The 20,913-nt window shown below is 58.9% G+C and carries 21 protein-coding genes; 12 read left to right on the top strand and 9 right to left on the bottom strand.

What is annotated here, in order from left to right:
• The first annotated feature begins 228 nt into the window (after positions 1 to 228).
• Genes HF949_RS07390 through HF949_RS07380 form a run of 3 tightly spaced genes read left to right on the top strand, consistent with a single transcriptional unit; the run spans position 229 to position 2,775 of the window.
• On the top strand, positions 229 to 903 hold the full coding sequence (locus HF949_RS07390) for an FkbM family methyltransferase (protein ID WP_292899481.1): 675 nt from the start codon (positions 229 to 231) through the stop codon (positions 901 to 903).
• A gap of 5 nt (positions 904 to 908) precedes the next feature.
• Positions 909 to 1,586: a sulfotransferase gene (locus tag HF949_RS07385; RefSeq protein WP_292899479.1), complete on the top strand. Its 678-nt coding sequence runs from the start codon at positions 909 to 911 to the stop codon at positions 1,584 to 1,586.
• 10 nt (positions 1,587 to 1,596) lie between these two features.
• Complete coding sequence (locus HF949_RS07380) at positions 1,597 to 2,775, top strand: glycosyltransferase family 2 protein (RefSeq protein WP_292899477.1); 1,179 nt, start codon at positions 1,597 to 1,599, stop codon at positions 2,773 to 2,775.
• A gap of 22 nt (positions 2,776 to 2,797) precedes the next feature.
• Here the strand turns inward: HF949_RS07380 and HF949_RS07375 are convergent, their stop codons facing one another.
• From HF949_RS07375 to HF949_RS07340, 8 genes are all read right to left on the bottom strand, one after another.
• Complete coding sequence (locus HF949_RS07375) at positions 2,798 to 3,817, bottom strand: glycosyltransferase family 2 protein (protein ID WP_292899475.1); 1,020 nt, start codon at positions 3,815 to 3,817, stop codon at positions 2,798 to 2,800.
• The gene (gene glf / locus HF949_RS07370; RefSeq protein ID WP_292899473.1) at positions 3,808 to 4,956 is read right to left on the bottom strand and encodes a UDP-galactopyranose mutase; all 1,149 of its coding nucleotides are present in this window, start codon (positions 4,954 to 4,956) and stop codon (positions 3,808 to 3,810) included. Before glf ends, HF949_RS07375 begins: the two co-directional genes overlap by 10 nt.
• Positions 4,957 to 5,132: 176 nt before the next feature.
• On the bottom strand, positions 5,133 to 5,858 hold the full coding sequence (locus HF949_RS07365; protein ID WP_292899472.1) for an ABC transporter ATP-binding protein: 726 nt from the start codon (positions 5,856 to 5,858) through the stop codon (positions 5,133 to 5,135).
• Positions 5,855 to 6,649: an ABC transporter permease gene (locus HF949_RS07360; protein WP_292899470.1), complete on the bottom strand. Its 795-nt coding sequence runs from the start codon at positions 6,647 to 6,649 to the stop codon at positions 5,855 to 5,857. The genes HF949_RS07365 and HF949_RS07360 overlap by 4 nt, the downstream gene beginning before the upstream one ends.
• 417 nt (positions 6,650 to 7,066) lie before the next feature.
• Positions 7,067 to 7,735, bottom strand: a complete 669-nt coding sequence (locus tag HF949_RS07355) for a helix-turn-helix domain-containing protein (protein ID WP_292899468.1) — start codon at positions 7,733 to 7,735, stop codon at positions 7,067 to 7,069.
• A 67-nt stretch (positions 7,736 to 7,802) separates the two neighbouring features.
• Positions 7,803 to 8,174: a DNA-binding response regulator gene (locus HF949_RS07350; protein WP_292899466.1), complete on the bottom strand. Its 372-nt coding sequence runs from the start codon at positions 8,172 to 8,174 to the stop codon at positions 7,803 to 7,805.
• A gap of 121 nt (positions 8,175 to 8,295) precedes the next feature.
• On the bottom strand, positions 8,296 to 8,913 hold the full coding sequence (gene fixJ, locus HF949_RS07345; RefSeq protein ID WP_292899464.1) for a response regulator FixJ: 618 nt from the start codon (positions 8,911 to 8,913) through the stop codon (positions 8,296 to 8,298).
• A complete protein-coding gene (locus HF949_RS07340) occupies positions 8,906 to 10,393 on the bottom strand; it encodes a PAS domain S-box protein (RefSeq protein ID WP_292899462.1) in 1,488 nt (495 codons plus the stop codon). The genes fixJ and HF949_RS07340 overlap by 8 nt, the downstream gene beginning before the upstream one ends.
• Positions 10,394 to 10,575: 182 nt before the next feature.
• Between HF949_RS07340 and HF949_RS07335 the strand changes: the two genes are divergently transcribed.
• The gene (locus HF949_RS07335) at positions 10,576 to 10,884 is read left to right on the top strand and encodes a DUF6455 family protein (RefSeq protein WP_292899460.1); all 309 of its coding nucleotides are present in this window, start codon (positions 10,576 to 10,578) and stop codon (positions 10,882 to 10,884) included.
• 340 nt (positions 10,885 to 11,224) lie between these two features.
• Here the strand turns inward: HF949_RS07335 and hemN are convergent, their stop codons facing one another.
• Positions 11,225 to 12,601, bottom strand: coding sequence for an oxygen-independent coproporphyrinogen III oxidase (hemN, locus tag HF949_RS07330; RefSeq protein ID WP_292899458.1), 1,377 nt, complete (start codon positions 12,599 to 12,601; stop codon positions 11,225 to 11,227).
• Positions 12,602 to 12,758: 157 nt separating this feature from the next.
• On the opposite strand from hemN, the gene ccoN reads away from it, so the two are divergent.
• The 8 genes from ccoN to ccoS all read left to right on the top strand — a co-directional run bounded on the left by ccoN (position 12,759) and on the right by ccoS (position 20,843).
• The gene (gene ccoN / locus HF949_RS07325) at positions 12,759 to 14,399 is read left to right on the top strand and encodes a cytochrome-c oxidase, cbb3-type subunit I (protein WP_292899456.1); all 1,641 of its coding nucleotides are present in this window, start codon (positions 12,759 to 12,761) and stop codon (positions 14,397 to 14,399) included.
• A gap of 12 nt (positions 14,400 to 14,411) precedes the next feature.
• A complete protein-coding gene (ccoO, locus tag HF949_RS07320; protein ID WP_025030523.1) occupies positions 14,412 to 15,143 on the top strand; it encodes a cytochrome-c oxidase, cbb3-type subunit II in 732 nt (243 codons plus the stop codon).
• Between the two features lie 12 nt (positions 15,144 to 15,155).
• Positions 15,156 to 15,308 carry a CcoQ/FixQ family Cbb3-type cytochrome c oxidase assembly chaperone gene (locus HF949_RS07315; RefSeq protein WP_007009020.1) on the top strand — a complete coding sequence of 51 codons (153 nt, stop codon included), beginning with the start codon at positions 15,156 to 15,158 and terminating at the stop codon, positions 15,306 to 15,308.
• 1 nt (position 15,309) lies between these two features.
• Complete coding sequence (ccoP, locus tag HF949_RS07310; protein WP_292899453.1) at positions 15,310 to 16,176, top strand: cytochrome-c oxidase, cbb3-type subunit III; 867 nt, start codon at positions 15,310 to 15,312, stop codon at positions 16,174 to 16,176.
• Positions 16,177 to 16,316: 140 nt separating this feature from the next.
• Positions 16,317 to 17,909, top strand: a complete 1,593-nt coding sequence (gene ccoG, locus HF949_RS07305; RefSeq protein ID WP_292899451.1) for a cytochrome c oxidase accessory protein CcoG — start codon at positions 16,317 to 16,319, stop codon at positions 17,907 to 17,909.
• Positions 17,906 to 18,403 carry a FixH family protein gene (locus tag HF949_RS07300; protein ID WP_292899449.1) on the top strand — a complete coding sequence of 166 codons (498 nt, stop codon included), beginning with the start codon at positions 17,906 to 17,908 and terminating at the stop codon, positions 18,401 to 18,403. The genes ccoG and HF949_RS07300 overlap by 4 nt, the downstream gene beginning before the upstream one ends.
• Entirely contained in the window at positions 18,400 to 20,679 is a 2,280-nt protein-coding gene (locus HF949_RS07295; RefSeq protein ID WP_292899447.1) for a cation-translocating P-type ATPase, read from the top strand. Before HF949_RS07300 ends, HF949_RS07295 begins: the two co-directional genes overlap by 4 nt.
• On the top strand, positions 20,676 to 20,843 hold the full coding sequence (gene ccoS, locus HF949_RS07290) for a cbb3-type cytochrome oxidase assembly protein CcoS (protein ID WP_292899445.1): 168 nt from the start codon (positions 20,676 to 20,678) through the stop codon (positions 20,841 to 20,843). Before HF949_RS07295 ends, ccoS begins: the two co-directional genes overlap by 4 nt.
• Positions 20,844 to 20,913 lie beyond the last annotated feature (70 nt).

The following is a 20,913-nucleotide window of genomic DNA, read 5'->3' as shown; positions in this document are numbered from 1 at the left end:
GCTGTGCTTTCACTCGCAATCAAAATTTTCGACACTTTCCAACGTGGATAAAACAAAATTTGAGTTGGTTCATACATAAACCTGTTGGATTTTGCGACCGGATCGTTCAATACACCTCATGATTGTAAAGTCAGAATCACATTATCGAACCCGGTAACGAGCACACAGCCAACGCGAAAAATGATAGGTTGAATCGATTCAGAATGCTGCAAAGGACTGGGGCTCATTATGCTTAAAAAACAAATAAATGGCGTTAAGCTGGAAATATCTGAAGATGATATTTCCACAAAAATGGCTGACATTCTCAGATCAAATGAGTATGAAACCACTGAATCCAAGCAGATTCCGAGAATTGTTCAGAACGGTGATATTATCGTCGAGCTCGGTGGTGGCATTGGATATATATCTACACTTTGTCACTTGCAGAAAAAAGCGAAGAAAATAGTTGTCTTCGAAGCAAACCCTACTCTTATCCCAATAATTGAAAAAACACACTCTCTGAACGGCGTTACCGCAGAAGTTATAAACGCCGTCGTTCTCCCCAGGAAGACAAGTGAAACGGTACCATTCTACGTTCGCGATGATTTTTGGGCATCCTCACTCAGCAAAGAACCGTGGGGGTATAAAGACACGGTGGATGTTCCGGTCGTTTCAATGAAAGAAATTTTGGCACGGTATAAGCCTACAATGCTTATCGTGGATATTGAAGGAGGAGAGTCACAGTTGTTCAATGAAAATCCTCCTCTTACTGGCGTGAAAAAGATTTATATGGAGCTGCATCAGAACCTTCTTGGAAGAGTAGGGATGAAGAGAATTTTCGACTCACTATCAGAAAAAGATTTTCATTACGATGCATGGCATTCTGAAAATAATGTAGTTCTATTCAGTCACGTCCTTAGGTAGTTACAATGAGTATATTTGATTCATACCCGAGACTTCGAGGCTTTATTGTCATTGTAACATACGGCCGCTCCGGTTCGACACTCTTGCAGAGGATTGTGCAAACGATCCCCGGTTCTTGCATCAGGGGGGAAAACAACGGGGCCATTAATCCTCTGTACCGAGCACACCAAAGAGCAAGGCGGGCACGCTTTGAGTTCGGTAGCGCCCCAACCAAATCACGCAACCCTTGGTTTGGGGCAGAGTGCATTGAATTGGATAGCTATAGCCGTAGCTTGGCTGACACATTCATCAAGCATATCCTGAATCCTCCAGTCGACGTCCGGTGGGTAGGGTTCAAGGAGATCCGCTTCTCAGAGTTGGGTGATAATTTTGATGATGCACTCGACTTCCTGCATGCATACTTCCCCAATGTTCGCATTGTCTTCAATACACGCAATGCGGAGGAAGTTTCCCAGAGCGCCTGGCACAAGAACAGTCCCAAAGATCAAGTGCTCTCAATGGTTCGCCAGATGGACGAACGTTTCGAAAATTACTCACACAAACATCCGGAGAGAACATTTCTCGCGAACCATCAGCGCACACTAACTGACTATCGCTACCTCAAGAAATTCTTCGACCAATGTGAAGAACCCTTCGACTCGAAGAAGATCAAAGCAATCCTGTCCGAAAAGCTAACGCATTGAGCAACGGTTCATGAAGCCAAAACGCCCCGTATCCGTCTCCGTATTGATGCCGGTATACAATTGCGAAGTCTATCTAAGTGAAGCAATAAAATCTATTCAGGATCAAACTTTTAAAGACTTCGAGATAATCATTGTTAATGATGGCTCAACTGACAAAACACGAGAGATAGTCGATCTTTTTGCGGAGGCAGACCCCCGTATCATTCCGCTTCATACCGAGAATCAAGGCATCGTTGATGCTCTCAACCACGGAGCTCAGTACGCATCCGGCAAGTATCTGGCGCGGATGGATGGGGACGACATTAGCTATGCTCATCGTTTCGCGCTCCAGGTAAAAGCGCTCGACGATGACGACGAAATCGTCGCTGTATCGAATTCAATCGTGGTAATCGACGAGTCCGGCTATCCTAAGCATGGTGGCATCAACATAGCAGAGAACCGGGTGAGTGATCTTTATTCGGTCCCGGCACGCGAACACTACTTAGTGCATCCGTTTCTCATGATGCGGCGTTCAGCGTTTGATCAGGTGGGAGGGTACCGTCACATACTCCACTCCGAAGATGCCGAGCTGTATTTCCGGCTAGAAGAGGTGGGAAAGCTGAAAAACCTGCCCCAGGTGCTTGGCGAGTATCGAGTACATACCGGAAGTGTCTCCGGAAAGGATGCGCAAAATGGTCGGATCCAGAGTGTTTCGGCGCAGCTAGCTGCGATAAGCGCACGACGTAGAAGATCAGAGAGAGAGGACATTCTTCTCACAAAAGATTTTGCGAGTGAAATGAAATCTCACGCATACGATATCATTTCACTTTGTCAGTGGTGTATCAAGACGCTCTCGTTAACCAGAGAAGAATCCGAATGGCTCAGGGCGGCTTCGGTTGTTAAATACCTGCAGCACGAGCATTGGAGGCCATACACTATCAGCAATGAAGACGCTGTCAGAATTAAAAACTTTGTAAAAACCGTAGACTCAACCACGATCGGTGAGGAAGCTACCAAAGACGTTCTTAGGCATTATCTGTGGGTGATCAAGACGAAGTGGAAATGGAGACATTGTGATAACAATTTCAGCGTCTTGAAAGACCTCATATCACCAAGTGTCGTATGGAGAGCTGGTATGATCGCCGCGAAGCGTCGCTCGGCAAGACGATTCAACCGTCTCGTTAAGTCGATCCAAAGACGGCTGGCCTGAGTTCATAATTTACAATCCCCAATCACCCCCTGAAAGCCAAAACGACCCTATACATCCTGACACTCAGCATCATTATTGTATAATGAAATACTTCTTTCATTCGTCTTCTGGCCATCGTCTTCGTATTGAGACAAATACCGCTTGCTCCGCTAAGCTTTTTATAGAGCTTTACTTGCCGTGTTAAAATTTTACGAAACCCTGGCATCTCCCACTGGCCTCCCGCATGTGCCCTCCTTGCGGCCCACAAGAGGCACAGTGCGCGGTACAACTCGATCTCCTGGAGTGATCTTCCATCAAGTCCTCCTTGAAAACGCGCGGCACGCAATCTCAACCGCTCTCCTGCGAGCATCAAATCGATGCAGCTTTTCATGTTCACATTGTGCATGATGCTATCTGGCCGCAGCAGATAGTTCACTACCGCCTGCGAGGCATATTTCACAGAATGGCAGGAGGCGAGAACCATAGGAATGGTCGGAATATCCTCAAACAGTCTGCCAGGTGGAAAGAAGTGGTTTTGGAAGGTGCCTTTCCGCGCTATCAGGCCCCAGGCGTAAACATTGCGATCCCTCAAACAGGAGATCATGGCCCCGCGCCCATCGGACGTTGAATGCTCGGCTGCGTGCGACCGCCTCACCACACTCAAATATCTCATCTCCCCGTCTTCGAGACGGCACTCGCGATGGTCGAAAATGACGGCGTCAAATCGCCTTGTCTGTACAATTTCGTAGACTTTCCGCAACGCTTCCGCGTTGAAATGATCGTCCGAGTCCAAAAACCAGATATACTCACCGGAGGCCCGTTCATATCCTGATCGACGCGCCACAGAGAGCCCACTGTTTCTCTGGTGAACAAGCAAATGCGCGTTCAACCAGGTGTGTTTCTGGATGAAGCGCTTCAGATTTGCCGATGAGTCATCCCGAGAAGCGTCGTCCACAAAGATGAATTCGAGGTCGATCCCTTGAGTCCTTGAAATACTCTCGAGCAGCCATTCGAGAAATTCTGAAGTGTTAAATACCGGAATTACAACACTTATCAGACACATATAACCTGCCTGATCTCGTTCTCGAAGCATTTCAGCGCAGCCCCGATCGCCTGATGCATGTCGAGATAGCGATAGGTGCCGAGGCGGCCGCCGAAGATCACATTCTCTTCCGCATCCGCCAGTTCACGATAGGCCCGGTAGGTCTCCTTGTCCTGCGCTGTGTTGATCGGATAGTAGGGCTCGTCGCGGCGCTCGGCAAAGCGGGAGTATTCCCGCGTGATCACCGTCTTTTCCGTCTGGTAGCTGCGCTCGGGGTTGAAGTGGCGGAACTCCAGAATGCGCGTATAGGGAATGTCCTCATCGGCATAATTCATCACCGATGTGCCCTGGAAGTCGCCCATATCGAGCACCTCTTCCTCAAAGTCGATGGTGCGCCATTTCAATTCGCCCGCGCGATAGTCGAAATAACGGTCGATGGGGCCGGTATAGACAACCGGCGTGCCCGCCGGGATCTGCTCCCGGATCTCGAAATAATCGATGCCCGTGCGCACCTCGATCCGTTCATGGTCGAGCATGCGTTCGAAGATCGCCGTATAGCCGTCCACCGGCAGGCCTTCATACGTGTCGTTGAAATAGCGGTTGTCGAACGTATAGCGCACCGGCAGCCGGGTGATGATCGACGCCGGCAGCTCGCGCGGGTCTGTCTGCCATTGCTTGGCCGTATAGCCGCGGATGAACGCCTCGTAGAGCGGACGGCCGATCAGCGAGATTGCCTTTTCCTCCAGATTCTGCGGATCGTGGCCGGCCAGCTCACCTGCCTGCTCGGCTATCAGCGCGCGCGCCTCGTCCGGGCTCATCCGGCGGCCGAAAAACTGGCAGATCGTGCCGAGATTGATCGGCATCATATAGGCCTGCCCCTTGTAGGAGGTGAAAACACGGTGGCGATAATCCGTGAACGCGGTGAAGCGGTTCAGATAATCCCACACAACCTTGTTGGGCGTGTGAAACAGATGCGCGCCATATTTGTGGATCTCGATGCCCGTACGCGGGCAGGTGTGCGTGTAGGCGTTGCCGCCGATGTGATCGCGTCGGTCGATGACGAGAACGCGACGGCCAAGCTCGCTTGCGGCCCGCTCCGCGATGGTGGCTCCGAAAAAGCCCGCACCGACAATGACCAGGTCGTACTGACTGAAATCCACGTTTGCTACCCTTGGTAGATGAAGGGGACTTTCCGGTACAAAGAATCATTGCCGATACAACGGCGAAACCGGTGCTTTTCCTATCGCGCCATGCCGCGCATCTCAAGGGTTACAGACGGAAATTGTTCGTGACCATCCATTGGGCAACACGCCGTTGCAGGCAGACGCGTTACACGCTAGGCGCGTTTCTTCTCCAGCGGCGCGAATTTCTTTACCCGCCCCTTCTCCAGCACCAGAACCTTGTTGCAGACACGCTGGATCAGCTTGTCGTTGTGGCTGGCCAGCACCACGATGCCCGCCTGCCCCGTCAGCGCGTTCATCCGCTCGCCGGCCTTTTTCTGAAAGGCCGCGTCGCCGGCGCCGATCCACTCGTCCATGAGCAGGATTTCAGGCGTCAGCGTCGTTGCCACGGAGAAGGCCAGCCGCGCGGCCATGCCCTGGCTGTAGGACTTGAAAGGCATGTCGATGAAGTCGCCAAGCTCGGAGAACTCGATGATCTCCGGCATGGCCTCCTCGATCTGCCGCCGGGTCCAGCCATTGATCAGCCCGCGCAGCTCAATGTTGCGCCGGCCGGTGGCTTCCGGCCTGAAACCGAGATTGATGTTGAACAGCGCATCGACGCGGCCCGAGATCGACAGCGTTCCGGATGTCGGCTCCATGATGCCGTAGAGCATTTTCAGCAGGGTCGTCTTGCCCGCCCCATTGGAACCCACAAGCCCCAGCCGGTCACCCGCCGAGAGCTCGAAGCTCACATCCTCGAGCGCCTGGACATGCTGGCGGCGGCCGGAGCCGGAGATGGTCCCGCCCGTCTTCAGAAGCCTCTTGTCCTTCGGCCGCAGGGTGAGCGGACGCAGGATGCGATAGCGCAGCCCGACCGAGTGGGCCTTGATCGAAACCGTCATACGACAAACACCACTTTCTTGCGCAGCACCCCCAGCAGGAAGAATGCGAAGACCCAGGCAAAGGCGGAGATCCCCAGACACAGCAGAAGCTCCATCACCGGCAACTCTCCGCTAATGATGGGTTGCCGGACGATGGCGAGAAAATGCGTGAAGGGATTGTACTCATAAAGCATCTGCCGCAGCCCGCCATCATTGCCATGGATCCAGAAGATCGGCGTCAGGAACATGCCGACCCGCACCAGATTGCTCGTTATGAATTCAAAATCCGGGAAAAATGCGCCCAGCAGGGCGAAAATCGTGATGACGGCTGGCAGCGCCAGAACGATGACGGCCAATCCCGCAAAGGCCATCAGCCATTGCTCCAGCGAGGGCTGGACGAGAAACAGCATGAGCACGATCCAGCCCGCGCCGGAATAGGCGCCGCGAATCACCGTCTGCATGGCAAGGCGCATCACATAGACGAACAGCGGCAGCGTCGTCCCCTTGATGTAGTTGGCTTCCCGTCGAAAAAGCGGCACGGCCGTGTTGATGGCCTCGGACATGAGCAACCAGACATAGAGTCCAGTCGCCACATAGGCCGGAAAATTCTCGATCTCGTTGCGGTGGCCGAACACGACCACAAAGGCGCCGGCGAAAAGAAAATAGTTCAGCACAAGCCAGAGCGGGCCCAGGGTCGTCCGGCGATGCTGGTCGCCAATGCTCTCATGGGCCAGGGCAACCCAGACCGGATAGCGTCGAAAGCCCGATGCGATCTCTTCGACTGCCCCTTTAAGCACCTCTTTCAGGGTCATCCGCATCAGTCCCGTTCACGCAGCATGGAGTAAAGACATTGCCGGTTAGCCATAAATAGCCGGGATGGCGCAATACCCTTCCGCAATCCTGTTCCTGTTTTCCAAACGGCAAGCACGCAGTCGGGCGACTTCGGAGGAAACGCGCCCTGCCGCGCGTCAAACGGCGTGAAATCGTGAGGGCGAGGCACCCGGGTCTGGTCTGTCCGCAATCGTGCGATCATGCTGACACGTACAACTGGCAATCCAGCGACGTTCCCTGCTTTGGTTGAGCCGTGCGCATACAACGTATGGTCGGGGGTGACCAGCCCCTATAGACGTCTCCAGCAGAACAATCCCCGCAGAAGCCCACCGGTCATCGGGCGCTGCCGCGTTCCATCTTCTGTGCGGAGACCGGCACCGCCGCCGGCAGGAACCACTTCAATCACACATCGCGCGAAGCGTAGCGGCATCCAGTATTTCGACCGTGCGTGTGTTCACCAGGCGCACAAGTCCTCTGGAGCGAAACTTTGAAAACGTTCGCGATACGGTCTCGATCGTCAGGCCGAGATAATCGCCGATGTCGGTGCGTGACATGGGCAGCTGCACGGCGCAGTCGCTGTTCTGGCGCTCCATCATGTCGAGCAGGAAGGCGGCGACGCGCTCGGCAGCGTTCTGCCGGCCGATCACCAGGAGGTGTTCCTGCGCCCGCACCAGTGCGGCCAGAGCCGCAGCAAGGGTCTGGCGCCAGTTCGTCTCGCCGGCCGGCTTGCGGAAAACACGGATGCAGGCCTGCCCCACAGCCTCGGCAAAGAAATGATGCTGGCCGTCTGCTTCGAACCCGAACACTTCGCCGGCCACGTGAAAGGCGCTGATCTGGCGCCGCCCGTCGGCAAGAAGGCGATAGAGGCGGACTGCGCCGAACTCGACCAGATAGAGCGCAGTGGCCTGTTCGCCCTGTGCATAGATCTCCGCATTCGCTTCATAGAACATGACCTGATGAGGCTGGTCGGGGGAGAAGGACGCAGGTGCCCTGCGCACCTCGGCATGAAGCTGGCCTGCGCCGAAGGGAACAGTAAGCTTTGGTGCAGTTGCGGCCTGTGCAAACATGGGTGCCTCCGTTGTGTGACGCCCATGTGTGCCGCGTTCGAAGGCTGCACGAAATTCGGTTTTTCCCCTACGGGAATCTACGTAGCGCCTGCTTTTCTCTGTGGCCCGCCCCCTCCAGAAGCGTCCGAACCGCGTTCACCACGGCGCTGCCGAGAAGCGGTTTTTCGATGGTGCGGACGTGTTCGGCCTGAGGCATTTCGTCAAGCGTGTCCGCCAGGAGAACCACAGGGTCGCCTTCCGCTGCAAGCCGCGCGACGGCCAGTCCCGCGCCAGTCAGGACCTCATGATCCACAACCATGCAGTCAGCATATATGCGCAGCCGGCCGGATTCCTCGATGCTCTCCGATACAACAACGTCGAACCCCTCCGTCTCAAGCATGAAGCGCAGTGACAGGCGAAAGGCGGAATCAGGCGCCACCACGAGAATCAGTCCAGCCACGTCCGGCATCTCCTCACTGCCGGGAGAATGCGCGCCATCCGCCACGGCAGCACGCAATGTCGGTCATGGTCGGCCACAGCGCATTGCGCTGGATCAAAATGCCGCACGAACGAGACGCTTCTCAGCGCGCCGCATTGTCTGCCAGAAGCGCCATCCGGACCAGCTCGGGAAGGTTGCGGGCCTGCATCTTGGTCATCACGTTGGCCCGATGCACTTCAACCGTGCGCGGTGAAATGTCGAGTTCGAAAGCAATCGTCTTGTTGGGCAGTCCGGCAACGATGCGATGCATGACCTGCTGCTCACGCTCGGACAACAGCGAGACCCGCTCTCGTACGATGCTTGCATCTGCGTCAGCCTGCGGTCTCGTCTCCAACTGCTGGATGGCGCGTGAAACAGCATCCAGCAGAACCTCATCGGAGAAGGGCTTTTCAATGAAATCCAGTGCGCCAGCCTTCATGGCCTCGACTGCCATCGGCACATCTCCGTGGCCGGTGATCACAATGGTCGGCAGGAGGTTTCCTTCCTGATCCAGCCGGCGCAGCAACTCCACCCCGCTCATGTCAGGCATGCGCAAATCGGTGATCAGGCACGCATTGCGCAGACCTGATGCGACCTTCAAAAACGCGCTCGCCGATTCATGCACTCTTGCCGCATGCCCCGACATGGTGAGTAGAAAGGCGAGTGACTTGCGAACCGGTTCCTCGTCGTCGACTATGTGGATGACCACGTCTTCAGGCATTGTGCATTTCCTGTTCTTCCAACGTCGGCAATGTGAAACGGAACCTGCTTCCCCCGACGGAGCTCTCCATCAGTCTCAACATGCCTCCATGGGCTTCGGCAATTCTCTTGGATATGGCAAGACCGACCCCCATACCGCCCCGCTTGGAAGAAACGAAGGGTTTGAAGAGATTCTCGGCAATTTCCTCTGGCACGCCCGAGCCCGTATCTGACACGTCGATGTGGATCGAGCCGGCACCGTCGGGCGCTACAGAGACCGTGAGCTCGCGTTGGTCGCTTTCGCGCATGGCTTCCATCGCGTTGCGTATCAGATTGATCAGAATCTGCTGGACCTGGACCCGGTCCACAAAAACTTCGCCAAGATCCGGTTCGAACTCGAACACAGTTCGAATGCCCAGCTCCCGCGATCCCATCAGCGCCAGCGCTGCTGCCTCCTCTACAAGGTTCTGAAGGTTTTCGGCCTGCTTTTCGCTCTCGCCGCGTGACACGAACTCACGCAGATGGCGGATGATCTGGCCCGCACGCAGCGACTGCCTCGTGGTCTCTTCAAGGGCGTCGCGCATGCGCTCGGCCAAAGGGTGATCGAGATCGTTCAGGAGCCGCCTGCAGCCCTGAACGTAGTTCGAAACGGCTGAGAGCGGCTGGTTCAGTTCGTGGGCAAGCGTCGACGCCATTTCCCCCAGTTCATTCAGCCTTGCAAGACGGGCGAGTTCAGCCTGAACCTGCTCCATCTTTGCCTCGGTCTCGGCCCGCTCTGTCAGGTCACGGATGAAACCGGTGAAATAGGTATGTCCGCCGCTTTGCATCTCACCGACGGCAAGCTTCATCGGAAAGGTGGAGCCATCTTTACGGCGTCCCACAACCACCCGGTCAATGCCGATAATGCGCCGCTCGCCCGTGCGTTTGTAGCGCTCGATATAGCCATCATGCTGCCCCTGATACGGTTCAGGCATCAGCATGCTGACGTTCCGTCCGCGTGCTTCCTCCTCCGTATAGCCAAACTGGCGGACCGCAGCGCGGTTGAATGCGACCATGATGCCCTTGTCGTCGATCACCACCGTTGCGTCCGGCACGGTGTCGAGAATAGAGCTGAGATGCGCGTCCCGTGCCGCGAGTTGCCGGCGCATCTGCCTGCTGGCGTCCTGGGCGCTGAAATAGGCGCCGCCGACGTGAGCGAGCAGCACAAGAAACGCGACGAGCGCGGCAAAGACCGGCACCGATACAGGCAGCGATGTCAAAACACCGATCAGTGCAATGGCGCCGGTGACCAGCATCACCGCCAGCAGGCCCGCGGCACGGCCACCGAAGATCGCGGCATAGAGTGCGGTCAGTGATCCGAGGAAAAAAATCCAGGTGCTGCCGAATACCGTGTCCAGCCAGAGCCGTGCTACGAGCAGGGCAACGCTCCCTCCCACTGCGACAGCGTAACCTGTAAGACCGGCGCGCCGTGCCGGTTCGGCCAAATTGAATTCAGGACTCACGCTCGCCCCTTCGCCCGCCGCGTCTCAATGCACGCATTATTTCCACAGGCAGGCCATCCCGCAAGTGACGTGCTGACGTGGGTTGCCGTGTAGATGGCATCGCTTCGAGCGACCGTTTGATCCAGCGCAAAGACATCTGAGTTCAAGAACGCCAGATTGGCTGATCAAAGAGGATCTTGGACATGACGCGCATTTCAAAGAACATCGAGACCCGTGCGAAACTGATGGGCAAAATGATGGACCGTTGCGACGTTGATATCCAGCATCTCGCCAGAGAGCGACTCGGCTTGACATTCGCTTCGGCGATCCGCTCCTGCCGGCTCTGCAGCAACGCGGCCTCCTGTGAGGTGTGGCTGGCCGCGACGGCCGGAGAGCCAGCCCATACACCTCCCGCGTTCTGTCCCAATGCGGGGGTTTTCGAGGCAATGTCACAGGCCCTCAAAGATGACGGTGGAACCCGTCGTCCCGAGACGAACGACGCCAGCCTCTGACAGTGCAGGCGTCGTCTGTCACCATAGACTTGCAAACTTATTCTCCGCTGCAATCGCTGAAGCACCACCATGTATCGGGGACAGATGTTCGGGGCTACAGGTGGGCCGGGCGGTTTCTTCCCCCAAGTCCGCCCGGCCGCCGCCGTGTCTACGCCGCTGATCAGGCGGCAGCGCCTTCCATGGTGAGACATGACGGCCAGTCTGGCACGGCGGCAAATCTGGAAAGTGCGTTCGCAGTTCGCCCGTTTCACGCACACACACAGGATAACGGGCTGTGTGGACCAAGGATTTGCGCTGGCTCAAATTGAACAGAATATGCAGATGCTTGAGCGCGCTCGCATCAAACCGCAACAGAATGGCGCGCGCTTCCCCGCGTCAGATACTGGTCGAACAGGGCCGCCGTTGAGCGGACCAGCGGTCGCGCTTCCTCTTCAACCATAAAAATTCCCTCATTCTCCCTCATTCCCGTTGCGCTTCCACGTTCACGCAACAGAGCCCGCGCCTCGGCAACGATCCTTCTCCCGCACGCACCAAACCGTTGCACGGCTTCCTCGCCGGAAAACGCGAAATCGCACATCAGGCGCTCGATCACCCAGGCGCGGGCGTGGTCTTCTTCGCTGAGTGCAATGCCCCGCACGGTCGCAAGTTCGCCTTCGCGCACGCTGCGTTCGTATTGCGCAGTCGCCGGCATGTTCTGTGCGTAGCCCTTTGGCAGGCGCGACACCGAGGAAGGACCAAGACCGATCAGTGTGCGGCACGCATCCTCGGTATAACCCTGAAAATTCCGGAAGAGCCGCCCTTGCCGCGCGGCCACCGCCAGCGGATCGTCCGGCTTTGCAAAATGGTCAAGCCCGATCGCCTCATAGCCTGCGCCCAAAATGATGCGCGCTGTCTCCTGCTGCTGCTCGAAGCGCTGCTCAGGCCCAGGCAGCCAGGCCTCGTCGATCATGGTCTGGTGCTTCTTGAACCACGGCACATGAGCATAGCCGAAAAGGGCAATCCGGTCCGGTGAAAGCGTCAGCGCCTGGCGGATGGTGTCGGCGACGCTCTCGCATGTCTGGTGCGGCAGGCCGTAGAGCAGATCGAGATTGACCGACCGCACACCCCGCGCACGCACGCCATCCACCACCGCTTTGGTCTGTTCAAACGTCTGTTCGCGGTTGATCGCCTTCTGGACCCGCGGGTCAAAATCCTGAACGCCGAGGCTCGCGCGCGTCATGCCGATTTCAGCAAGCGCATCGAAGCGCGCCTCGTCCATGTCGTTGGGGTCGAGCTCCACGCTGATTTCGGCATTGTCGGCAAAATTGAAGGCCGTTTTGAGCGCGCTGCCCAGTCGCACAATGTCGTCTGCGCGCAGCATGGTCGGCGAGCCGCCGCCGAAATGGAGCGCACGGACACGTCCGCGCCCCTTCAGAATGTCACCCACCGTGCGGATCTCGAAGAAAAGCGCATCGAGAAAGGCAGCCACGGGCTCATAGCGGCGCGTCATCTTGGTGTGGCAGGCGCAGAACCAGCACAGCCGGTCGCAGAACGGGATGTGCACATAGAGCGAAAGAGCCTCTTCCTCACCCGTCTCGCCCAGCCAGCCACGAAAGGTTTCGCCGGTCACGCCCGCATGAAAATGCGGTGCCGTGGGATAGCTCGTGTAGCGCGGCACCGCCTCCGCATAGCGGGCGGCGGGTCCGGTTCCGCTGACCTGTTCTCCTGCGCGCTGCATGGCAATCATCCCCTGTTGTCCGAAACGTGTCTTTTCACGCCACGGCAGAGCTGGCTTTGACGCAGATCAAGGCGCCACCGCCCTCATTGCCCGAAGTGTGACGCGTGAGAATCGGGGAACGGATTCCCGCAAGCTTTTCTGAACTGGGGAAACAGCAATGAGATTTGGCACCGAGATCGTACTGGTCAGCCTTGCTGCATTTGCAGCACTGGCCGCTGCGGGTCTGGCGCAGGATTCAGCCTTTCAGGCCCATATGTGGGTTCTGTTCTTTGTCCTGCTTGGATCGGCGATCGTATTGATGCGCAACACGAGCTTTGCGCCGGCCGACGCAGCCTCAATCCCGCTCAGGCGGGATACGGATGGCTATATGGACGGTCCGGTGCGTTATGGCGTCATCGCCACGACGGTGTGGGGCATAGTCGGCTTTCTCGTCGGCGTGGTGGTCGCCTTGCAGCTTGCCTATCCGGACCTCAACATCGAGCCCTGGTTCAATTTCGGCCGCACGCGCCCGCTGCACACATCCGCGGTCGTCTTTGCCTTCGGCGGCAACGCGCTCATCGCCACGTCCTTCTATGTGGTGCAGCGCACATGCCGGGCCCGCCTCTTCGGCGGCAACCTCGCCTGGTTCGTGTTCTGGGGCTATCAGCTCTTCATCGTCATGGCGGCAACCGGCTATCTGCTCGGCATCACCCAAAGTCGTGAATATGCAGAGCCTGAATGGTATGTGGACCTGTTCCTCACCGTCGTCTGGGTCGCCTATCTGATTGTTTTCCTCGGCACGATCTTCAGGCGCAAGGAGCCGCATATCTATGTGGCCAACTGGTTCTACCTGTCCTTCATCGTGACCATCGCCATGCTGCATGTGGTGAACAACCTGGCGGTTCCGGTCTCGCCCTTCGGCTCCAGGAGCTATTCGCTTTTCGCCGGCGTGCAGGATGCGCTGACGCAATGGTGGTACGGCCACAATGCAGTTGGTTTCTTCCTCACCGCCGGCTTCCTGGGCATGATGTACTACTTCATTCCCAAACAGGCCAACCGCCCGGTCTATTCCTACCGCCTGTCGATCATCCACTTCTGGGCGCTGATCTTCCTCTATATCTGGGCCGGCCCGCACCATCTCCACTACACCGCCCTGCCCGACTGGGCGCAGACGCTCGGAATGGTGTTCTCCATCATGCTGTGGATGCCCTCCTGGGGCGGCATGATCAACGGCCTGATGACGCTTTCGGGCGCCTGGGACAAGCTGCGCACCGACCCGATCATCCGCATGATGGTTCTGGCCGTCGCCTTCTACGGCATGTCCACCTTCGAGGGCCCGCTGATGTCCATCAAGGCGGTCAACTCGCTGTCGCACTACACCGACTGGACCATCGGCCACGTGCATTCGGGTGCACTCGGCTGGGTCGGCATGATCACCTTCGGCGCGCTCTACTATCTCGTGCCAAAACTGTGGAACCGCGAGCGGCTTTATTCGCTGCGGCTCGTCACCTGGCACTTCTGGCTCGCCACCCTCGGCATCGTCGTCTACGCGGCCGTCATGTGGGTGTCGGGCATCCAGCAGGGCCTGATGTGGCGCGAATACGACGATCAGGGCTTCCTGGTCTACTCGTTCGCCGAAACCGTTGCCGCCATGCACCCCTATTATGTGGTGCGCGCGCTCGGCGGTGTGCTCTTCCTGCTCGGTGGCCTCGTCATGGCCTACAATCTGGCCATGACCATCCTTGGCCATGAGCGCAAGGAAGCGCCGATCGGCGGCGCCGTCGCCCAACCCGCCCCTTCCCTTCAAAGTGCCGGTTAAGGAGCCCTGACGATGGCATTGCTGGACAAACACAAGATCATCGAAAAGAACGCCACGCTCCTTCTGGTCGGATCGTTCCTGGTGGTGACAATCGGCGGCATCGTCGAGATCGTGCCCCTCTTCTATCTGGAGAACACGATCGAGAAGGTGGAGGGCATGCGCCCCTATTCGCCGCTGGAGCTCGCCGGTCGCAACATCTACATCCGCGAGGGCTGCTACACCTGCCACAGCCAGATGATCCGTCCCTTCCGCGACGAGGTGGAGCGCTACGGCAATTACAGCCTCGCCGCCGAATCCATGTACGATCATCCCTTCCAGTGGGGGTCGAAACGCACGGGGCCGGATCTCGCCCGCGTGGGCGCCCGCTACTCCAATGAATGGCATGTGGATCACCTGATCGAGCCGCGCTCCGTGGTGCCGGAATCGATCATGCCCAGCTACGCCTTCCTCAAGGACACGCCGCTGGAGATCAACGATTTCTCGACCGAGCTGATCGCCAATCTGCGTGTCGGCGTGCCCTATACGGAAGACATGATCGCCAACGCCAATGCGGATATTCGCGCCCAGGCCGACCCCAACGCGGACACATCCGGTCTCGAAGAACGCTATCCCAAGGCGGTGCTCGGCGATTTCGACGGCAACCCCGATGCGCTCACCGAAATGGATGCGCTCGTCGCCTATCTGCAGATGCTCGGCACGCTGGTCGATTTCTCGACCTATGACGAAGCCGCCGGCTATCGCTGAGGAGGAAAGATCATGGAAGCCTATACCGCGCTCCGCCAGTTCGCCGATAGCTGGGGCCTTCTCTTCATGGCCCTCTTCTTCGTCGGCACGGTTCTTTTTGCCTTCCGCCCCGGAAGCAGGAAGAGCGCCGATGAAGCCGCACGCATCCCGCTGAAGGACGATTGAGATGAGTGAGAACAAACATATCGACGAGGTCTCGGGCGTCTCGACCACCGGCCATGAGTGGGACGGCATTCGCGAACTCGACAACCCCATGCCCCGCTGGTGGGTGTGGACCTTCTATGCCACGATCGTCTGGTCCATAGGCTACACGATCGCCTATCCGGCATGGCCGCTGATCAGCGACGCCACCAAGGGCGTTCTGGGTTATTCGAGCCGTCAGGAGCTCACCACCACCATGGACGCCGTCTCGGCTGAGCAGGCGGATTTGCGCGCAGCCATCGCTGAAAAGCCGCTGGATGAAATCCTCGCCGACGAGACGCTGCGCCGTTTTGCCACCGCAGCCGGTGACGCCGCTTTCAAGGTCAACTGCTCGCAGTGCCATGGGTCCGGCGCGCAGGGTTCCGCCGGTTATCCGAACCTGAACGACGACGACTGGCTGTGGGGCGGCGACATTGAAGCCATCCACCAGACGATCGCGCACGGTGTCAGGTTTGACGGCGACGACGACACGCGCTTTGGCGAAATGCCGGCCTTCGGCGATATTCTGAGCGGTGAGGAGATACGCCAGGTGGCGGCCCATGTCGTCTCCTTCACCGGAACGCCGTCCGATCCGGCTCTGGCCGAAGCAGGTGCGCAGGTTTACGCCGACAATTGCGCCTCCTGCCATGGCGATGCCGGTGAGGGCGACGTCACCTTCGGCGCACCGAACCTTGCCGATGCGATCTGGCTCTACGGTTCCAGCGAAGCCCAGATCGCAGCACAGGTGCGCCAGCCCAGACACGGCGTCATGCCGGCCTGGCAGGAGCGGCTTGGCGACTCGACGGTCAAGCAGCTTTCGGTCTACGTCTATTCGCTCGGCGGTGGCGAATAGACACGCCCACACGCACAGCGAATCCCGGCCAAACAGGCCGGGGTTCGGCCTCCCAGCCTCCCGCTTTGATCGGGATCAATGCCCGAGATGTTTCCGGCGACTAGACAGTACGCTCACAGAGCAGTTTGCGAGCCGCCGAAATGACACTTGCCACCGAAACCGCAGCCAGCAACACCGCCTCGGGGGGCGCAGTCGAGCGCATTGATGCGGAAGCGGTAAACACTGCCGGAAAACGCCAGCCGCTTTACGCTCCACGGAAGAAAATCTTCCCGAAACGCGCTTCCGGGCAGTTCCGCCGCTTCAAATGGCTGATCATGTTCGTCACGCTCGGCATCTACTATCTGACGCCATGGCTGCGCTGGGATCGTGGTCCCTACGCACCCGATCAGGCGGTTCTGATCGATCTTGCCAACCGGCGGTTCTATTTCTTCTTCATCGAAATCTGGCCGCAGGAATTTTTTTATATCGCGGGCCTGCTTGTCATGGCCGGCATCGGCCTTTTCCTCATCACCTCCACGGTGGGCAGGGCATGGTGCGGATATACCTGTCCACAGACCGTCTGGGTCGACCTCTTTCTCGTTGTCGAGCGCGCCATCGAAGGCGACCGCAATGCCCGCATCAAGCTTGATGCCGCACCATTCACCGCCAACAAGCTCGCCAGACGCACCGTAAAGCACCTGATCTGGGTTCTTATCGCCGTGGCGACCGGCGGCGCCTGGGTCTTCTATTTCGCCGACGCGCCATCGCTTCTCATCGATCTCGCAACCGGCGAGGCAGCCCCGGTCGCCTACATGACCATCGCGGTGCTGACCGCAACCACCTATCTCTTCGGCGGCCTCATGCGCGAGCAGGTCTGCACCTATATGTGCCCGTGGCCACGCATTCAGGCGGCCATGCTGGACGAAAATTCGCTCACCGTCACCTACAACGACTGGCGCGGCGAGCCCCGCTCGCGCCATGCCAAGAAGGCAGCCGCCGAGGGCAGGACCGTGGGCGACTGCGTGGACTGCAATGCCTGCGTTGCCGTCTGCCCCATGGGCATCGACATCCGCGACGGCCAGCAGCTCGAATGCATCACCTGCGCGCTGTGCATCGATGCCTGCGATGGCGTGATGGACAAGCTAGGACGCGAGCGCGGTCTCATCTCCTATGCCACGCTTTCCGACTACAATGCCAATATGGCGCTGGCGACAGCCGGCGGCACGGAGACCATCAACCCCGACCGCGTGCGCCGGGAAGGCGGCGGGCTCTCCGAGAAGGTCGCGCATTTCCACTGGCGCAAGATCTTTCGCCTGCGCACCTTCGTCTATTTCGGTGCGTGGTCGCTCGTTGGCCTCGTCATGCTCTATGCCCTGCTGACGCGCGACCGGCTGGAGGTCAACGTGCTCCACGACCGCAATCCGCAATATGTGCTTCTGTCGGATGGTTCGGTGCGCAATGGCTACACGGTCAAGCTGTTGAACATGATCCCAGAACCCCGCGTGATCCTCGTTTCGCTCGAAGGTCTCACCAGCGCCACCATGAATGTGGTCGGGCTCGACCAGCCGGACGACCGTTCTGCGGCAGTGCCTGTCGAACCGGACCGCCTGCGCGAAGTGCGCATCTTCGTCACCCTGCCGGCAGATCGTCTGAGCGAGGCCGGCACATCTTTCCGCTTCGTCGTCGAAGACAAGGCGAGTTTCGAAAGCGATGTCTACAGGGCAAGCTTCAACATCCCGGAGGGTTCACGATGAGCGGCAAAGTGCAGAAACAGAAGGAATTCACCGGCTGGCACATGCTCGCCATCATGGTCGCCTTCTTCGGGGTCATCATTACGGTCAATCTGACAATGGCCTTTTACGCGCAGTCGAGCTGGACTGGCCTGATCGTGAAAAACGCCTATGTGGCGAGCCAGACCTTCAACAAGCGCGCGGAAGAAGGCCGCCAGCAGGCAGCACTCGGCTGGAAGGGCGAGCTTTCCGTTGAGGGAGACGCTATCACCTACCGCCTTCTCGATGCGAGCGGCGACCCGATCCCACTCGACGGCGTTACCATGGTGATGCACCGTCCTGTCACCGCCGATGAAGACGTTACCCTTCAAATGCAACGTCTTCCCGATGGCGGTTTCGGCGTCGATCACGGCCCCGGCGACGGCACCTGGGTCATCAACATCACTGCAGACGCGGGCCTCGCCCATCCCTATCGCGATGTGCGGCGCATCACCATTGCCGGCGGAGAACTCAGATGAGCTGCTGCGCCCCCGGCACCGAAATGGCGCTGGAAGCCGAACAGGCCCGTGAAGCCGGCCCGCGCGCCGAAGAACTCGTCCTCGCAAGTCGCTCTGTCGGAGACGGGCTGAAACAGACCGATCTTTCCGTGCCCGGCGTTCATTGCGGCGCGTGCATTCAGACAATCGAAACCGCGCTTGGCAGGCTCGACGGCGTGGCAGGTGCGCGCGTCAATCTCTCCACCAAGCGCGTCAGCGTGAAATGGCGCGAGGGGGCGCTGCCGCCCATCGTCGACACGCTGAACCGGCTTGGCTATGCCGCCCACCTTTTCGACAGTGTGGAAACCGGCAGGGATCCGGTTCTCTCCCAGCTCATCCGCGCCGTGGCGGTCTCCGGCTTTGCCGCTGGCAACATCATGCTTCTTTCCGTCTCAGTCTGGTCAGGTGCGGAACAGGCGACGCGCGACCTCTTTCACTGGCTTTCAGCGCTGATCGCCCTGCCCGCGCTGGTATTTGCGGGTGGCGTTTTCTACCGCTCGGCACTGAACGCGCTCCGCCACGGGCGCATGAACATGGACGTGCCCATCGCGCTGGGAATCTCGCTCGCTTATGGCCTCAGCCTGTATGAGACCATCAACAGCGGCCAGCACGCCTATTTCGATGCGTCCGTTTCGCTCCTCTTCTTCCTTCTGATCGGCCGCACGCTCGACCACGTGATGCGCGAGCGTGCCCGCACCGCCGTCAAGGGGCTCGCCCGCCTCGCGCCGCGCGGCGCACTGGTCATCGCCGCAGATGGCGGACGCGATTACCTCCCGCTACAGGAGATAGCAGCCGGAATGAAACTGGTCGTTGCCGCCGGTGAGCGCGTGCCCGTCGACGGGATCGTCATGAGCGGTTCGTCCGAACTCGACTGCTCCATGGCCACCGGCGAAAGCGCACCACAGCCGGTGAAACCCGGCAGCGATCTACGCGCCGGCATGCTCAATCTCACCCAGCCGCTCATCGTTGAGGCAACCGCCACCGCCGACACCTCCTTCCTCGCCGAGATGATGCGCCTGATGGAGGCGGCAGAAGGAGGGCGCGCACGCTATCGCCGACTGGCAGATCGCGCCTCGGCACTTTATTCGCCCGTCGTTCACGCCGCCGCCTTCCTCACCTTTCTGGGCTGGATGGCGGCAAGTGGCGACTGGCACCGCGCCATCACCATCGCCATTGCCGTGCTCATCATCACCTGCCCCTGCGCGCTCGGCCTTGCCGTTCCCATCGTGCAGGTGGTTGCCGCGCGGCGTCTCTTCGAAAACGGCATCATGGTCAAGGATGGCGCGGCGATGGAGCGCCTCGCCGAGATCGACACCGCCGTGTTCGACAAGACCGGAACGCTGACGCTCGGCATCCCCGAGCTGCGCAATGCGGACGAAATACCGCCGCAGGCGCTGGCAACCGCAGCCTCCCTTGCAGCGCATTCCCGCCACCCCTTTTCCCGCGCCGTTCTGCGCGCTGCCGGTTCGCTGCGAGCAGCGGATGCGTTCGACAGTGTCGAGGAAATTCCGGGCCTCGGCATCGAAGCCCGCGCGGGCGAGACCGTCTGGCGGCTTGGCCGCGCAGGCTGGTCGCTCGGAAGCCAGCATGAGAACCACGCAGGCGGCACGGTCTTTTCCCGTAATGGCGAGGAATACGCTACTTTCCGTTTCGAGGACCGGCTGCGCCCCGGGGCCAAAGAGACCATTGCTCATTTGAAAGAAAACGGCGTCGCCGTGGAAATCATCTCCGGTGACAGCGCCGATCAGGTGAAGGACATCGCCGCCAGGCTGGGCGTGGAGAAATTTCAGGCAAGTGTCCTTCCCGGCGACAAGCTTGAGCGCATGCGCGCGCTCGCCTCCGAAGGCCGCAGGGTTCTGATGGTCGGCGACGGGCTGAACGATGCTCCCGCCCTCGCCGCCGCCCATGTCTCCATGGCCCCTGCCACGGCAGCAGACATTGGCCGCAATGCCGCCGATTTCGTTTTCCTGCGCGAGAACATGCTGGCCGTGCCGCTCGCCCGTGACGTGTCGCGTCGCGCCGGCCGTTTGATCCGGCAGAATTTCGCACTCGCCATTGCCTACAATTTTATTGCTGTGCCGATTGCGGTGCTCGGTCATGTCACGCCGCTTGTGGCGGCCATTGCCATGTCTCTTTCGTCGTTGATTGTCATTGGCAACGCATTGCGTCTGCGCACCGACCGGCGTCTCGCTGTTGGCACCGAAGCTCCTGAGTCGGCAGGCAACAATGCACGACCGTTTGTCGAGGCGGCAGCATGACCAATCTCGTGGTGCTGATCCCGATAGCGCTTTTTCTGGGAGCCGCCGGCCTCTCCGCCTTTCTCTGGTCGCTCAAGAGCGGCCAGTATGACGATCTTGACGGCGCTGCCGAGCGCATCCTGCTCGAAGACGAGCCACCTCATCAGCGACAAGACAGCCCCTGACACTCTGTCGCTGGACGCGACCACGCCACATCACTACATGTGGACGATCTGAATTGCCTTTCTGGAGTTT

This window comes from Nitratireductor sp. (assembly GCF_017794765.1).
Lineage (GTDB): Bacteria > Pseudomonadota > Alphaproteobacteria > Rhizobiales > Rhizobiaceae > Nitratireductor.
Note: the sequence above shows the minus strand (reverse complement) of the source record. Positions and strands in the feature narration are given on the sequence as shown.

Coding starts and splice junctions, on each gene's coding strand:
- HF949_RS07295 (WP_292899447.1), top strand. CDS start 18,400: ATGAGCTGCTGCGCCCCCGGCACCGAAATGGCGCTGGAAGCCGAACAG.
- ccoG (WP_292899451.1), top strand. CDS start 16,317: ATGACACTTGCCACCGAAACCGCAGCCAGCAACACCGCCTCGGGGGGC.
- HF949_RS07385 (WP_292899479.1), top strand. CDS start 909: ATGAGTATATTTGATTCATACCCGAGACTTCGAGGCTTTATTGTCATT.
- HF949_RS07355 (WP_292899468.1), bottom strand. CDS start 7,735: ATGTTTGCACAGGCCGCAACTGCACCAAAGCTTACTGTTCCCTTCGGC.
- HF949_RS07315 (WP_007009020.1), top strand. CDS start 15,156: ATGGAAGCCTATACCGCGCTCCGCCAGTTCGCCGATAGCTGGGGCCTT.
- HF949_RS07300 (WP_292899449.1), top strand. CDS start 17,906: ATGAGCGGCAAAGTGCAGAAACAGAAGGAATTCACCGGCTGGCACATG.
- ccoP (WP_292899453.1), top strand. CDS start 15,310: ATGAGTGAGAACAAACATATCGACGAGGTCTCGGGCGTCTCGACCACC.
- ccoS (WP_292899445.1), top strand. CDS start 20,676: ATGACCAATCTCGTGGTGCTGATCCCGATAGCGCTTTTTCTGGGAGCC.
- HF949_RS07390 (WP_292899481.1), top strand. CDS start 229: ATGCTTAAAAAACAAATAAATGGCGTTAAGCTGGAAATATCTGAAGAT.
- HF949_RS07360 (WP_292899470.1), bottom strand. CDS start 6,649: ATGACCCTGAAAGAGGTGCTTAAAGGGGCAGTCGAAGAGATCGCATCG.
- HF949_RS07365 (WP_292899472.1), bottom strand. CDS start 5,858: ATGACGGTTTCGATCAAGGCCCACTCGGTCGGGCTGCGCTATCGCATC.
- hemN (WP_292899458.1), bottom strand. CDS start 12,601: ATGCAGCGCGCAGGAGAACAGGTCAGCGGAACCGGACCCGCCGCCCGC.
- fixJ (WP_292899464.1), bottom strand. CDS start 8,913: ATGCCTGAAGACGTGGTCATCCACATAGTCGACGACGAGGAACCGGTT.
- ccoN (WP_292899456.1), top strand. CDS start 12,759: ATGAGATTTGGCACCGAGATCGTACTGGTCAGCCTTGCTGCATTTGCA.
- HF949_RS07375 (WP_292899475.1), bottom strand. CDS start 3,817: ATGTGTCTGATAAGTGTTGTAATTCCGGTATTTAACACTTCAGAATTT.
- ccoO (WP_025030523.1), top strand. CDS start 14,412: ATGGCATTGCTGGACAAACACAAGATCATCGAAAAGAACGCCACGCTC.
- HF949_RS07380 (WP_292899477.1), top strand. CDS start 1,597: ATGAAGCCAAAACGCCCCGTATCCGTCTCCGTATTGATGCCGGTATAC.
- HF949_RS07335 (WP_292899460.1), top strand. CDS start 10,576: ATGACGCGCATTTCAAAGAACATCGAGACCCGTGCGAAACTGATGGGC.